13 protein-coding genes are annotated in these 15,400 nt (G+C 42.0%); 12 read left to right on the top strand and 1 reads right to left on the bottom strand.

Going from position 1 to position 15,400, the window contains the following annotated elements; all coding sequences use genetic code 11:
• Positions 1-190: 190 nt before the first annotated feature.
• Complete coding sequence (locus tag ACZQK9_RS04770) at positions 191-1,138, top strand: ABC transporter ATP-binding protein (RefSeq protein ID WP_483269812.1); 948 nt, start codon at positions 191-193, stop codon at positions 1,136-1,138.
• Position 1,139: 1 nt separating this feature from the next.
• Positions 1,140-2,414: an ABC transporter permease gene (locus ACZQK9_RS04765; protein ID WP_483269811.1), complete on the top strand. Its 1,275-nt coding sequence runs from the start codon at positions 1,140-1,142 to the stop codon at positions 2,412-2,414.
• A gap of 37 nt (positions 2,415-2,451) precedes the next feature.
• Here the strand turns inward: ACZQK9_RS04765 and ymfI are convergent, their stop codons facing one another.
• Positions 2,452-3,180 carry an elongation factor P 5-aminopentanone reductase gene (gene ymfI / locus ACZQK9_RS04760; RefSeq protein WP_483269810.1) on the bottom strand — a complete coding sequence of 243 codons (729 nt, stop codon included), beginning with the start codon at positions 3,178-3,180 and terminating at the stop codon, positions 2,452-2,454.
• A 198-nt stretch (positions 3,181-3,378) separates the two neighbouring features.
• Here ymfI and ACZQK9_RS04755 point away from each other — a divergent pair, with 198 nt between their 5' ends.
• The 10 genes from ACZQK9_RS04755 (at position 3,379) to ACZQK9_RS04710 (ending at position 15,145) form a co-directional block, all read left to right on the top strand.
• Positions 3,379-3,933 carry a LytR C-terminal domain-containing protein gene (locus ACZQK9_RS04755; RefSeq protein WP_178018037.1) on the top strand — a complete coding sequence of 185 codons (555 nt, stop codon included), beginning with the start codon at positions 3,379-3,381 and terminating at the stop codon, positions 3,931-3,933.
• A 93-nt stretch (positions 3,934-4,026) separates the two neighbouring features.
• Positions 4,027-4,857, top strand: a complete 831-nt coding sequence (locus ACZQK9_RS04750; RefSeq protein ID WP_483269809.1) for a YitT family protein — start codon at positions 4,027-4,029, stop codon at positions 4,855-4,857.
• Positions 4,858-5,045: 188 nt separating this feature from the next.
• Complete coding sequence (locus tag ACZQK9_RS04745) at positions 5,046-6,158, top strand: ABC transporter ATP-binding protein (RefSeq protein WP_021985955.1); 1,113 nt, start codon at positions 5,046-5,048, stop codon at positions 6,156-6,158.
• Between the two features lie 230 nt (positions 6,159-6,388).
• Complete coding sequence (locus ACZQK9_RS04740; RefSeq protein ID WP_178018033.1) at positions 6,389-7,477, top strand: PucR family transcriptional regulator; 1,089 nt, start codon at positions 6,389-6,391, stop codon at positions 7,475-7,477.
• A gap of 31 nt (positions 7,478-7,508) precedes the next feature.
• A complete protein-coding gene (gene ftsE, locus ACZQK9_RS04735; RefSeq protein ID WP_178018032.1) occupies positions 7,509-8,198 on the top strand; it encodes a cell division ATP-binding protein FtsE in 690 nt (229 codons plus the stop codon).
• Positions 8,188-9,096, top strand: a complete 909-nt coding sequence (gene ftsX, locus ACZQK9_RS04730; protein ID WP_178018030.1) for a permease-like cell division protein FtsX — start codon at positions 8,188-8,190, stop codon at positions 9,094-9,096. The genes ftsE and ftsX overlap by 11 nt, the downstream gene beginning before the upstream one ends.
• A gap of 11 nt (positions 9,097-9,107) precedes the next feature.
• Positions 9,108-10,295, top strand: coding sequence for a murein hydrolase activator EnvC family protein (locus tag ACZQK9_RS04725; RefSeq protein WP_178018029.1), 1,188 nt, complete (start codon positions 9,108-9,110; stop codon positions 10,293-10,295).
• Positions 10,296-10,331: 36 nt separating this feature from the next.
• Positions 10,332-11,594, top strand: a complete 1,263-nt coding sequence (locus ACZQK9_RS04720; RefSeq protein WP_483269808.1) for a S41 family peptidase — start codon at positions 10,332-10,334, stop codon at positions 11,592-11,594.
• 195 nt (positions 11,595-11,789) lie between these two features.
• Complete coding sequence (gene guaA, locus ACZQK9_RS04715) at positions 11,790-13,331, top strand: glutamine-hydrolyzing GMP synthase (protein ID WP_483269807.1); 1,542 nt, start codon at positions 11,790-11,792, stop codon at positions 13,329-13,331.
• Between the two features lie 395 nt (positions 13,332-13,726).
• Positions 13,727-15,145: a hypothetical protein gene (locus ACZQK9_RS04710; RefSeq protein ID WP_483269806.1), complete on the top strand. Its 1,419-nt coding sequence runs from the start codon at positions 13,727-13,729 to the stop codon at positions 15,143-15,145.
• Positions 15,146-15,400 lie beyond the last annotated feature (255 nt).

Here is a 15,400-nt window from a genome sequence, read left to right as displayed (position 1 = left end):
GGTGACGGATCATAACATGTTTTCGATAGACCGGCATTTTATCTGGCAGACAGATGAAATGCAGGAGCAGATAGTTGTAAATGACAATGGATTCTGCTATATTGGGAACATGTTATTTTTATACAAAATTTCGGATTTGTATAGTACGTAGGAATAACAAAATCGGTAGACAGGAAAGAAGGAAGAGGTTATGAAGCTCGAATTAAAAGATATAAGAAAAAGCTTCGGGGAAAAAGAAATCCTGCACGGGGTCAGCTTCGCGGTGGAGAGCGGACGGGCACTCGGACTACTTGGTCGAAATGGTGCAGGTAAGACGACAACTATCCGGATTATCATGGATGTATTCCATGCAAATTCCGGCGAGATTATGCTTGATGGAGAAATATTTCGTCCGACGGCAAGCCAGGTTGGATATCTGCCGGAGGAACGGGGACTTTACCCGAAGAAGAAAGTACGTGACCAGATGGTGTATCTGGCAATGCTTAGGGGCATGAATAAGAAACAGGCGAATGAGAGCACAGTGAAATGGCTGGATCGTCTTCATGTATCCGAATATATTGACCGGAATTTAGAGACATTATCAAAAGGAAACCAGCAGAAGGTACAGCTTGCGGCAACTCTGGTCGGTGAGCCACAGTTAGTCATATTAGACGAGCCGTTTTCCGGGTTAGATCCGGTCAATGCACAGGTGTTAAAGGACGTCATCCGGGAATTGATCCGCGAAGGCCGCATCGTTATTTTCTCCAGTCATCAGATGAGCTATGTGGAGGAATTCTGCGAGGATATCGCAATTATTAACCATGGCGATGTCGTATTGTCCGGACATCTCGATGATATCAAGGATACGTACGGACGTGGCAGAAAGACGATATCGGCGGACAATTACAGCCCACAGGAGCTGGCTGATATCTGTAGGGAGAAGCTGTCTTCTTATGCAGCTGTTGAGCGCGTGACTAAAAAGTACGTGGTGCTTGAACTGAAACCCCAGGCCGATATGTGGCAGATTCTTGATATTTGTAAACAGGCAGGAGTTGAAATTCACCAGTTTGGAGCCTATGAGCCATCCTTGAATGATATCTTTATCTCATGTGTCGGAGATGAAGAACCGGACACAGAAGCAGCAAAGGAGGCGGTATAACATGAAACAGTTTTTCACGATATTAAAGTTTGAACTGGACAACTATTTTAAGAGCAAGTCATATGTGATCTCCACAATCCTGATTGCTGTTTTGGCAGCGGGCATCATGTTCGTGCCGCGTGTCAAGGATGCAATTACGGGAGATAAGAAGGATTCTACCGTTCAGGACAGCAATTCAAAGGAGGATTCTTCCGCAGAGGCGGATGCAGAGCATACATACGGGGTCTACGATCCGGATGGAAATTTGATCATTGACGTGGATGGCTCGGTATGGGGGTCTATGGAAACAGGAATAAATCTGGTCAGCTTTGACAGTGAGGATGCTTTGAAAAAAGCGGTTGAAGACGAAAAAGCAGCCGCCGGATTTGCGGTTCGTTCGCTGTCTGATTACGATTATTATGTATATAACAAGAGCATGGATAATTCCGATGCAGCTGTCTTTGACAGCTATCTGGGGATGCTTGTCAAGCTGGATTACTGTGAGAAGCATGACCTGGATCTGAATGAATTCATGGAGGCGTCATATAAGGAGATTACCCATGATGAGTATGTCCTTGGCAAGGACAGCACACAGAATTTCTGGTATTGCTATGTGCTTGTGATCCTGATATTTATGCTCATCATCATGTATGGCATGAGTATTGCGTCTTCTGTTACAAATGAGAAGAGCAACCGTTCCATCGAGATTCTGGTTACCAGTACCGATTCAACGGCGCTGCTGTTCGGCAAGGTATTTGCAGGTGCCGTGGCAACGGTATTTCAGGTCGGAATCATTGCTGTCTGTCTGCTTGGTTCATACCAGTACAATAAAGATTTCTGGAGCATTGACCTTGGCATGTTCCTGGATATCCCAGCCAATGTATTGGTTGTATTTGCAGTATTCGGTATTGGCGGATTCCTCTTCTATGCGTTTGTGTATGGTGCGCTTGGGGCACTGGTATCGAAGATTGAGGATCTGAATAAGTCCGCCGGATCAGTGCAGATGATTATCATGATTGTATATTTTGTTGTGCTGCTTCAGCTTGACAAGGTAGACGGTGTACCGATGAAAGTCTGTTCCTTCCTGCCGTTTAGCTCTTACAGTGCCATGTTTGCGCGCGTGGCGATGGGACATGTACAGACATGGGAGATCATCGTATCTGCGGTCATTCTGTATATTTCCGTTGCACTTATGGGTGTGATCGGCGGTAAGATCTTCCGGAGTTCGACATTGCGTTACGGAAATCCGATCAAGCTTACAACAGCAATCAAAAACCTGCGTAAGAAGGATTCGTAATGAGTTTGGAAAAGAATTCGGAAAAGGGGAATGGTGGCTAGATCCAGCCACCATCGAATTTCAATATTTCGCCGGTCATATAATCCGGCATTGCCAAAATATGAGAGATACAGGCGGCGGCTTCTTTGGGAGCCGCCATTTTTTCTGCCGGGATTTCCTCGCAGAGTGCCTTCTTCTCCTCGACAGACAGATGACCGTTCATGGTCGTGTCCACGGCACCGAAAGCAATCGCATTGACTGCGATATGACTTGGGGCAAGCTCCTTTGCAAGCGCCATCGTCAGACTGTTGATGGCACCCTTCGTTGCCGAATAAGCGACTTCACAGGAGGCACCGACCAGTCCCCAGACCGAGGAGATATTCAGGATACGTCCATACTGGTTTCGTACCATATTAGGAATCACAGCATGGCAGGTGTTGTAGACGGAAGTTACATTGATGCGCAGGATGCGGTCGAATTCTTCCGGAGTCAGATCCTGAAAAAGTCCGACGAGCGAGATACCTGCGTTGTTGACGAGTGTATCGACCGGATGCCCGGATGCGGCAAGTGACCGGACGCAATCTTCGACAAATGCGAAGTCAGACACATCTCCGGTAAATGGAATGCATTCACAATTGGTTGTGGTGTGAATCTGATTCGCGACGGTATTTAGTTTTCCGTCGGTATTCCGGCTCACAATGGCAACACAGTCGAATTCTTTTGCTAACTGATAGGCGGTGGCTTCGCCGATTCCGCGGGAAGCACCGGTAATAAGTGCTGTTTTCATAGGGACAGAACCTCCTTGATAAAAAATTATATATAGCAGGATGCAAAATTTTCACAAAAAAACCATACTATGATTATGCTATAAACGGTTGAAAAAAACAATAACATTTGCTATACTTGACAAATGTATTGAAATTATGTGCAAAACAGAAACATAGGAACTACAAGAAAAGTTGTATATTGCAGATAGGAGAAAATTATGAGTGGAAGAAAGCAGCAGACGGCGGTTGGATTGTTCTTTTCGATGTTACTTCGGGCAGCTGTTATTATATTAGGAATTGCGATTGTTGTATTTGGTGCGTTTTTTGTATTGCAGGTATTTAAAGGGAATACTGCAAAGGATACACCGGCAACAACATTGGATCAGAATGCATTGACAGATTCCCAGGTGGATGATTTGCAAATCACACCTTCCACGGAAGCGGAGACAACGGAAGCTGCTCAGGAGACGGAAGCAGTCAGCGCAACGGATAAGAAAATTTTAGTTCTGAACAGCACAGATATAGCCGGACTTGCAGGACGCTGGTGCGATACTCTGAATGCAAATGGATATGCGGATACAAATGCATCCGATTATACAGAAGCACTTTCTGATACCAAGATTGTTGCAAGAGAAGATGGTGTAGGAAAAGAACTGGTGCAGTATTTTGCGAATGCAAGCTATGAAGTGGGAACCGTCACAAGCAATGTGACAGAATCCACAGATGGTTATGATGTTGTTATCATCATTGGCGCATCGGACAGCAATCATTAGTGTTGAGAATAAAAATGTACAGGAGACTTCATACTAAGATACAGTATGGAGTCTTTTTTATGTCAAAAAATAAATTGATTGGAGGTTTGATGGATGACAGGTAAACGGTATGGATTGATGACAGTCGGAGCATTTCTGATGGCATTTTCTGTGGTTGTATATTTTAATCCGCTGGAGCTTGTGACTGGCGGTGTGACGGGACTGGCGGTTTTGCTGGAGCATCTGTTTCGGATTCCGATGTGGCTGGTAAATGTGCTGGTCAATATCCCCCTGTTCCTTATAGGATATAAAGTACTTGGAAAGCTTTCGTTTTATCGAACCGTTTATGCGACGGTGTGTCTGTCCGTGTTCCTTGGACTGATCCGCCCGTTGCCGCTTTTGACAGGGGATGTGCTGGTAGATGGCCTGTGTGGCGGTGTAATCATGGGTGGAGGACTTGGATTGATTTTTCTGCAAAATGCATCTTCGGGTGGCGCGGATATGGCAGCACAGATTATGAACCGGCGGATCTCGCATATATCTGTTCCGAAATTGATGGCAGGTGTGGACGGGATCATTATCTTATTTGGCATCGGTGTCTTCGGACTTCGAAATGGAATTTACGCACTGATTGTATTATTTGTTATGACAAAGGTGTCAGATTTTGTGCTGGAGGGACCGAATCGTGCCAAGCTGATGTATATTATTTCAAATGAGGAAAAAGCAGTCGCGGAATATATCATCGGACAGCTTGGACGCGGTGTGACAAGGGTTCCGGCACAGGGCGGTTACACGGGCTGTCCAAAACAGATGCTGCTCTGTGCACTCAGTTCGAAAGAAATGGTAAATGTCAAGCGTAAAATTTATGAACTGGATGACCGGGCAATTTGTTTTGTTGGAGATATTCGTGAGGCTTATGGTGAAGGTTTCACAAAATATAACTAGGATACTTTGTGTAAAATTTGTGAAAAATCCACAAAAAAAACATGAAAAAAATTTTCATATACAAATTACACAATATTTTTCTACCTTATTTGTTGAATAGTAATATGGCAACTTCAGGCTGTTTGGTGTATCATACAAACATCATGAGTCAGATGATTATAGCTAAAATCTAAGGAGGAAAAATCAAAATGGCTAGTTTACAACTTAAGAATGTTTATAAAATTTATCCAAATGGCTTCAACGCTGTAAAGGACTTCAACTTGGATATTGAAGATAAAGAGTTCATCATCTTCGTTGGACCTTCAGGATGTGGTAAGTCAACAACACTTCGTATGATCGCAGGTCTTGAGGATATCAGTTCCGGTGAGCTTTGGATCGGTGACAAGATGGTTAACGATGTAGAGCCTAAGGACAGAGATATTGCGATGGTATTCCAGAACTACGCTTTGTATCCACATATGTCAGTTTATGATAACATGGCATTCGGTCTGAAGCTTAGAAAGGTACCAAAGGAGAAGATTGATAAGCAGGTACATGAGGCTGCTAAGATTCTTGATATCGAGCATCTGCTTGACAGAAAGCCAAAGGCTTTGTCAGGTGGTCAGAGACAGCGTGTGGCTATGGGACGTGCAATCGTTCGTGAGCCTAAGGTATTCCTTATGGACGAGCCTCTTTCAAACTTGGATGCTAAGCTTCGTGTTCAGATGCGTGTTGAGATCTCTAAGCTTCACCAGAGACTGCAGACAACTATCATTTACGTAACACATGACCAGACAGAGGCTATGACTCTTGGTACAAGAATCGTAGTTATGAAGGATGGTATCATCCAGCAGGTTGATACACCTCAGAATCTGTATGACAAGCCATGCAACCTGTTCGTAGCTGGATTCATGGGTATGCCACCTATGAACTTCATCGATTGTAAGGTTGTTAAGTCTGGAGCAGACGTATTACTTATGTTCGGTTCTCACTCAATCAAGGTTCCTGATGCTAAGGCTCAGAAGCTTATCAGCGGTGATTTCCTTGATAAGGAAGTTGTTCTTGGTATCCGTCCAGAGGATATTCATGATGAGCAGCTCTTCATCGAGTCTTCACCTGAGAGTGTTATCGATGCAAGAATCAATATTTACGAAATGCTTGGTGCTGAAGTATATCTGTACTTCACAATCGATCAGTTCGATATCACAGCAAGAGTAAATGCACGTACAACAGCAAGACCTGGTGATACAGTTCAGTTCGCATTTGACCTGAGCAAGATCCACATCTTCGATAAGGAGACAGAGGAGATCATCATCAACTAGTCAGGTGCTTGGTTCTAAAATTTGAACAAAGTGTGATTTTTCAGAGGAAATGCATAAAAATTATGCGTTTCCTCTTTTTTTTTTCGCATTTTTCGTGTAGAATGTACTTTGTATGAGTATAGGTAATGTTAAGTGTATGGAAAATATTTAACATTGACAGAGAAATACACAAATGTTACAATTTTGTTACAGAATTTTTAAAATTCACAACAAAGAATAGGGGTGGACGAATGATTTCGAATCAGATACTGCAGGATACAGTTACCGGAATTAAATCGATTACAAGAGTGGAACTCTGCGTGATGGATACGGAAGGTAAGATACTTGCGACAACGATGCGTGGAATGGAAGAATATGAGGATGAGGTTGTAAAATTCTCAGAATCCGCCGCAGACAGCCAGGTGATTCGTGGCTTTCAGTTCTTTAAAGTGTATGATGAGAACGAACTGGAATATGTAATACTGGCAAAAGGGGATGCCGAGGATGTATATATGATTGGAAAGATGGCGACTTTCCAGATCCAGAATCTTCTGGTAGCATACAAGGAACGCTTTGATAAGGATAACTTTATTAAAAACCTTCTGCTTGACAATCTGCTTTTGGTAGATATTTATAATCGTGCAAAAAAGTTACATATCGAGACGGATGTAAAGAGAATTGTATTTATTATTGAGACAAAGACGGAGAAGGATACCAATGCATTGGAGACAGTCAGAACTCTGTTCTCCAGCAAGACAAAGGATTTCATTACGGCGGTGGATGAGAAGAATATCATTCTGGTGAAGGAAGTAAAACCGAGTGAAACGTATGATGATATGCGAAAGACTGCAAAGGTGATCGTGGATATGCTGAATACGGAAGCTATGTCATCCGTCAATGTTGCATATGGTACGATTGTCAACGAGATCAAGGAAGTATCCCGTTCATATAAGGAAGCAAAGCTTGCTTTGGATGTAGGAAAGATTTTCTACAGTGACAGAAAGATTATTGCATACAGCAATCTTGGAATTGGCCGATTGATTTATCAGTTACCGCTTCCGCTTTGCAAAATGTTTATCAAGGAGATTTTTGATGGAAAATCACCGGATGAGTTCGATGAGGAGACATTGATGACGATCAATAAGTTCTTTGAGAACAGCTTGAACGTGTCTGAAACATCCCGTCAGTTGTATATTCATCGAAATACTCTGGTTTATCGTCTGGATAAACTTCAGAAGAGTACCGGACTTGACCTTCGCGTATTTGAAGATGCCATTACATTTAAAATCGCCCTTATGGTTGTGAAATACATGAAGTATATGGAATCGCTAGAGTACTAGGAAAGATGCCAAAAAGGAGATAGATAGTAAGATGTTAGAACTGAGTCATGTGAAGATGCGGTATCCGGCTAGTAAGACGTATGCCTTGAACGATGTGAGTTTGAAAATAGAAAAAGGTGAATTCGTATTTATTGTAGGATCTTCCGGATCTGGTAAGACAACATTGATTAAGCTGTTGTTAAAGGAATTAGATCCAACCTCTGGTAAGATTCGGGTGGCAGATACGGATTACAGTAAATTAAAGAGAAAAAATATACCAAAGATCCGACGAAAGATCGGAGTTGTATTCCAGAACTTCCGTCTGCTGAAGGACCGGACTGTATATGAGAATGTTGCATTTGCACAGCGTGTTATTGAGACACCGAGCCGGTATATCCGTCGTCAGGTGCCTGCGATGCTGACACTGGTTGGACTTGCAGATAAGTACAAATCATTTCCGAAGCAGTTATCCGGTGGTGAGCAGCAGAGAGTGGCACTTGCAAGAGCATTGGTAAATAAACCGGAGATTTTGCTTGCGGATGAGCCAACTGGAAATCTGGATCCAAAGAATTCATGGGAAATTATGCGACTTCTGGAGGATGTCAATAAGAAGGGAACAACCGTTGTGGTTGTAACGCATAACAAAGAAATCGTCAATATGATGAAGAAACGTGTAATTACGTTGAAGCATGGCGAAATAATCAGCGATGAGCAAAAAGGTGGGTATATCGATGAGGATTAGTTCATTCATGTATAGTATCAGACAGGGTATTAAAAATATTAGAAGAAACCTTTTGTTCTCATTGGCATCCATCGGAACAATCGTTTCCTGTCTGTTCTTGTTTGGTTTATTTTATTGTGTGATTGTGAATTTCCGTACTGCGATGACGGATTTGGAGAATACAGTTACGATTTCTGTATTCTTTGATGAAGGTGTGACCGATGAGAATATCACGATGATCGGGCAGCAGATCCGTTTACGTGATGAGGTCAATACATTGGATTTCATTTCGGCAGATGAGGCGTGGAAGCAGTATGCAGAAGAAAAATTCGACGACCCACAGGCAGCGATAGATGCATTTCAGGGAGACAATCCTTTGAAAAACAGTGCATCGTATAAGATTACATTGAAGGATCTTTCTAATCAGGCAGAGTTTGTACAATATCTGAAGGGGCTGACAGGCGTTCGTAAGGTTCTGAGCTCTGAGGTGACAGCAGATGGCGTCGCTGCATTGAACAGTGTAGTGAGCTATGCGTCTATTGGAATTATTGTTATTTTGTTATTGGTATCAATCTTCCTGATCAGCAATACTATCACAATTGGTATTACAGTGCGTAAGGAAGAAATCGGTATCATGAAACTGATTGGTGCGACAAACTTTTTTGTACGTGCACCATTTATTGTGGAAGGTGTGGTAATTGGTCTTGTAGGTTCGCTCATTCCGCTTGTATTGATCTATTATATGTATGATACAGTTGTGCAATATATCATTGGCAGATTCTCTGTGGTTCAGAATTTATTTGCATTCGTACCGGCTAAGGAGATCTTTGCAGTTTTGATTCCGTTATCTGCGGGTATTGGTATCGGACTTGGTTTGATTGGCAGTTTATTGACAACACGGAAACATTTGAAAGTCTAGGAGGGAAGCATATGAAGTGTAAAAAGCTCATAAGAGTAATTATTGCATTTGCTGTAGCTGGAAGCATGAGTATGACAGTAAATGCGACTAGTATTTCGGACTTGAAGGATCAGAAGGATCAGAAAGAAAGCAAGAAGGAAGAGGCAGAAGCCGTTCTTGCACAGCTGGAGAAAGAACAGAATTCGATTCTGGATGCAATAGCAGAACTGGATGCGCAGGTGACAGAATACACAAATGAAATCACTGATCTGGAGGCACAGCAGGCACAGCTCGAATCCGATATTGAGACAAAACAGGTTGAGCTTACAGCAGCGCAGGAAAAGGAACAGGAACAGTATGCGGCGATGAAGGAACGAATCAAGTATTCGTACGAAAATGGTAATCCATCGTATCTGGATGTTCTCTTTTCAACATCTGATATTTCAGATATTGTAAATCAGACGGAGTATGCGGATCAGATTTATTCTTATGATAAGAATATGTTTGATGATCTGGTTGAAACACGTCAGACAATTGCAGATACAAAGGCAGGTCTGGAACAGGATCTGCAGGATGTCGAAGATATTAAACTGGAAGTGGAAGACAACAAAGCAGCTGTTGAGGTTATGATTGAAGGCAAGCAGGTGCAGGTTGCTAATTATGAATCATCTATCGGTGATTATGAGGCAACGATTGCAGAACTGGAGAAAGATATCGAGGCAACAAATCAGGCAATCGCGGCTGCAGAGGAGGCTTACAGACAGCAACAGGCAGCGGCGGCTGCAGCAGGAAACACCGCACCTTCCGATGTACAGATTACGTATACGGGTGGCAGTTTACAGTGGCCGGTATCAACTGGCGGAACTATTACTTCCAAATTTGGACCGAGAGAGAGTCCTGGTGGTATCGGTTCAAGATATCATCAGGGATTGGATATTGGATGTCCGGCTGGAACACCGATTGTAGCATGCGAGGCTGGAACGGTGATTGCGGCAGCATATTCAAGTTCTATGGGAAATTATGTGACAATTGCGCATAGCGCTTCTATGTCGACAACATATATGCATAACTCAAGCCTGTGTGTGAGCGTTGGAGAAACCGTATCACGTGGACAGGTTATTGCACTTGCGGGAAGTACCGGAAATTCTACCGGTCCACACTGTCATCTTGGATTAAGAATCAATGGTAGTTATGTTGACCCATTGCCTTATTTACAGTAAGATGAAGCGCAAGATAAAAGGAGTGTAAAACTAGACGTGAAAAAGAATATGAAAAAACTATGGGCTTTGGTTCTGGCAACTATGTTATCTGTAGTTTGTATTGGCTGTAGTGAGCAGACCGAGTCGAAGAAAAATACACGGGAGTCCATCGATGTACAGACAGAAACGGATGGAACACCGTCAAATTCGGAGTCCGTTGTTGCATCGGATCTGTGGGAGGACAGTTCGGTAGCAAAAAAGGTGGATGAAATCAATTCTCTGATTGATAAGTATTATTATTTTGATGTTGACCGGGATAAGCAGGAAGAGGCATTATATGACGGAATTATGGAAGGTCTGGATGATCCATATTCTGTATATTATACAAAGGAAGAGTATGCTGAGTTACAGGAAGATACTTCCGGTGAGTATGTTGGTATTGGTGCAGTTGTGACGATGAATTCCGATATGCGTGTGGAGATTGTGCGTCCGATCAAAAACAGCCCGGCAGAGGAAGCCGGACTTAAGGCAGGCGATGTCTTAGTACAGGTAGATGACACGGAGATTACCGATCAGGAACTTTCTGTGGTTGTAGATATGATTCGTGGGAAAGAAGGTACGAAGGCACATTTGAAGATTTATCGTCAGGGTGAACCGGATTATCTGGAGTTTGATGTAGAACGCCGTACGGTGGAGAATTATACGGTGGAAAATGAAATGTTGGATGATCAGGTCGGTTATATCGCAGTTACACAGTTTAATGATAACACGGCACAGGAATTTGAGGATGCCATGGATGAAGTACAGGCAAATGGTGCCAAGGCAGCGATTATTGATCTGCGAGATAATCCAGGCGGACTTCTGACAGCGGTTGTTGATATGTGCGATTATATTATGGATGATGGTGTGATTGTATCTACGAAGGATCGTGATGGAAATGTGATTGGCGAGTACAAGGATAGTGGAAAGCACAGCGTGGATATTCCGCTGGTTGTACTTGTAAATGGTAACAGTGCCAGCGCATCTGAGATTTTCTCTGGTGCAATGCAGGATTCCGGTAAGGCAAAATTAGTTGGCACAACGACGTTCGGTAAAGGAATTGTTCAGTCGGTCATTCCGCTTTCCGATGGAACAGCTGTGAAGCTTACGATTGCAAAGTATTTCACTCCAAATGGCAATGATATTCATAAGAAGGGAATAACCCCGGATTATGAGGTAGAGCTTCCGGATGGACAGACATCCGCAGTCAATATTGACCGTGCAGATGATACACAGTTACAAAAAGCTCAGGAAGTTATTGCAGAGATGCTGAATAATTAGTATAATAAGCAGGGGTTTTATCGAAAGATGGGACTCTTGCTTATTTTCTTATAGAATAGAGGATGAGTAATTCCATATAATCGTGGTTACAACACATGATATAATGAAGCACGCTGATGCGTGTGCAGGTCATTACGCTATGGCGTGATTATAAGATATGAAATACAATAAGTATAGAGAAGAAGGGAGACGCACATGAATAAGGAAATGATTATCGTGCTTGATTTTGGTGGTCAGTACAACCAGTTGATCGCACGTCGTGTCCGTGAATGTAATGTGTATGCAGAGGTGCATCCGTACACCTTGTCGCTCGACAAGATCAAGGAAATGAATCCAAAGGGAATCATTTTCACGGGTGGTCCGAATAGTGTGTATGGCGATGAGTCGCCACGCTATCAGAAGGAAATATTTGATTTGGGAATTCCAATTCTTGGAATCTGCTATGGCTCGCAGTTGATGGCATATATGCTTGGAGGTACAGTGGAAACTGCACCGGTCAGCGAGTATGGCAGAACGGAGGTGGATGTCGATAATAGCAGTGCTATCTTCCAGGGAGTAAAATCGCAGACAATTTGCTGGATGAGCCACACGGATTATATCTCAAAGGCACCAGAGGGATTTAAGGTTGTTGCGAAAACACCTGTATGTCCGGTTGCAGCAATGGAATGTTCGGAACGCAAATTGTATGCGACACAGTTCCATCCAGAGGTTATGCATACCGAAGAAGGACAGAAGATGTTGTCAAACTTCGTTTATAATGTGTGTGGATGCTCCGGTGACTGGAAGATGGATTCGTTCGTTGAGACAACCATCCGTGAAATCCGTGAGAAGGTTGGAGATGGAAAGGTATTGTGTGCTCTGTCTGGAGGCGTTGATTCATCTGTGGCAGCCGTTCTTCTCTCAAAGGCAGTAGGAAAGCAGCTTACCTGTGTGTTCGTTGACCATGGCTTACTTCGTAAGAATGAGGGCGATGAAGTAGAGGCAGTATTTGGCCCGGATGGCCCATACGAGCTGAACTTTATCCGTGTCAATGCACAGGAGCGTTATTATAAGAAATTAGCCGGTGTTACCGAGCCAGAAGCAAAACGTAAGATTATCGGCGAAGAATTTATCCGCGTATTCGAGGAAGAGGCAAAGAAGATCGGCGCGGTTGACTTCTTAGTACAGGGAACGATTTACCCAGACGTGATCGAGTCTGGGCTTGGAAAGTCTGCAGTGATCAAGAGCCACCACAATGTAGGTGGACTTCCAGATCATGTTGATTTCAAGGAAATCATCGAACCACTCCGCCTGCTCTTCAAGGATGAAGTAAGAAAAGCTGGATTGGAACTTGGTATTCCAGAATACCTCGTATACCGTCAGCCATTCCCAGGACCGGGACTTGGCATCCGTATCATCGGTGAAGTAACCGCAGATAAGGTTCGAATCGTGCAGGATGCAGATTACATTTACCGCGAGGAGATCGCCAAGGCAGGACTTGCCAAGAACCTTGGACAGTATTTCGCAGCACTGACCAACATGCGTAGTGTCGGTGTTATGGGCGACGAGCGTACCTACGATTATGCAATCGCACTCCGTGCAGTCAATACCAGCGATTTCATGACCGCTGATTGCTCCGAGATTCCATTTGAAGTATTGCAGAAAGTTATGACACGAATTATAAATGAAGTAAAGGGCGTAAACCGTGTAATGTATGATCTGACGAGTAAACCGCCTGGAACGATTGAGTTTGAATGATAACGAGCCAAGCACATAAAATCAAATACAGCATCTGCGAAGCAGATGTCATACAACAAAGAGAGGATACACATGCTTGCATGTGAGTATCCTCTCTTTTGTTGTATAGAGACATTCGGCTGATAGGCCGAATGCTGAATTTGAATTTATGTATTTGGCGACAACATACAGCGAGATGGAGCGAAGCGGAATCGAGCTGAGGAGGATAATAAGCGGTAGCGCAGTAGGTAAGATGAGGGTAGCCTTAGATATCTCACATCAATTGTAATCCTACATGCTTTGAAAAATATCTATAAAAGCGGTATTATGTTGGAAAACAGATTATTCTATGGTAAACTAATAATAAGAAAGCAAGGAAATAAATTTAATTAATAAATGACAAAGGAGAAGAGGGTATGATTATATTTTCTACAAAGTTTTATGTGAATAAAGAATTAACAATGGAAAAATTCATTGAATTGGCATTTGATTGGGTTAATGGTAGTCCACATTATGGATTTAATTCAATATGTTGGAATGGTGAACCACTATATGAAATAGAGACGGAAAAGCAGAAACTATCTATTGTTCAATCTATTGATAAAAAAATATTGGCATTAAGATTGGAAAATAGAGATGATGAGAATGTTATTTGGACGAATGATTTTGTTTATGAGGAAGGCGACATAAATAATATAATATTAGTGAGATTGGCACGTGATGCAGCGGATAAGGAGAGTTATGTATCCAGAAAATTTAATCGTCCAAGATTAATGAAAACGATATTGAAGTTAGGATACGGAGCAATGGATAATGATTTGCCAATCTCAGATAAACCATTTCTTATAAAAGAGGATAATTTGGAGAAAGCAGAAAAAATTATATCTGGAAAAACAAAATATTTACTTCCAGTTGTATATGTAACAAAAAAGTTTATTGATAATAATACAATTTTGGATACAAATGAGTTGGCAAAAGATTTGGCTGGAACTGCACATGTAATGGTTGAGGACAGTACGGAATTATCTTCAAAGTTGAAAGAAAAAACAGATGGAATTAATCCATTTAATGGTGCTGTACATATTTATTATACTGATAAAGTTGGTTCAAGATTTATACCAGACGAGTTTGAAAATGGAAATTCATTTAGAGTGAAGATAGTCAATTCTTTATGTAGGAGACTGGCACAAGTTAAAGTGGAAGACAAATATACATGGGGAACTATTAGATATCAAAATTTGTTAGCTCAATATAGGCAGAATCAACAACAAAATTCAGAACTGGAAAATGCATGTGAAGAAATACTTAAAATTAAGGAAAATGAGCATGCTCAAATAGTGGAAGAGATGGAAGCAGAACTTAATGAGCTTAGAAGCAAGGTTCAGAATTATGAATATGCGTTTCAAAATAAAAGAAGAGAGCAGCATGGCAATATAGTATTTGAGTGTGATGAAACAGAGTTTTATGATGGAGAAATTAAAGATATGATTATGGGATTGCTGCAGAATGAAAAGTCGCAAATGGATACTGATCCAAACCAAGTAGGTTGGAGAAAATATCATGTATTAAAAGCACTTTTGGAGAGCAATGAGATTATTGGAAAAGGAGAAGAATTAGAACGAGAACTGAAAAATATATTAAGTCAAGTAGATAGAATTAGTTCAAAAGACAAAAAAAGATTAATTGAATTGGGATTTATTAGTCGGGAAAATAAACATAACAAATTATATTTCCATGGTGATGATAGATATATGATTACATTAGGAAAGACACCTGGAGATTCACGTGCTGCAGCCAATGCCGCATCAATTGCGATAAATACAATTGTGTGTTAAAAAATGGCTCTATTTTGGCTCTAAAAATATTAGACGAGGTACACAAAAATGCGAAATAAGATGAATATGAAGAATAAAACACACAAATGTGTACTGATAAACAGCCAGACAAATCTCTCAGCCCAAGAGTTTGAGTGATAACGATCCAAACACGACATAAGTAAATACCGTATCTGCGAAGCAGATGTCACACAAGAAAAGGATGAGCCGTCATGCTTGCATGAAACGGTTCATCCTTTTCTTGTGTGTAGACAT

The organism is Wujia sp. (assembly GCF_056872695.1).
This window is presented reverse-complemented; position numbering and strand designations above follow the sequence as displayed.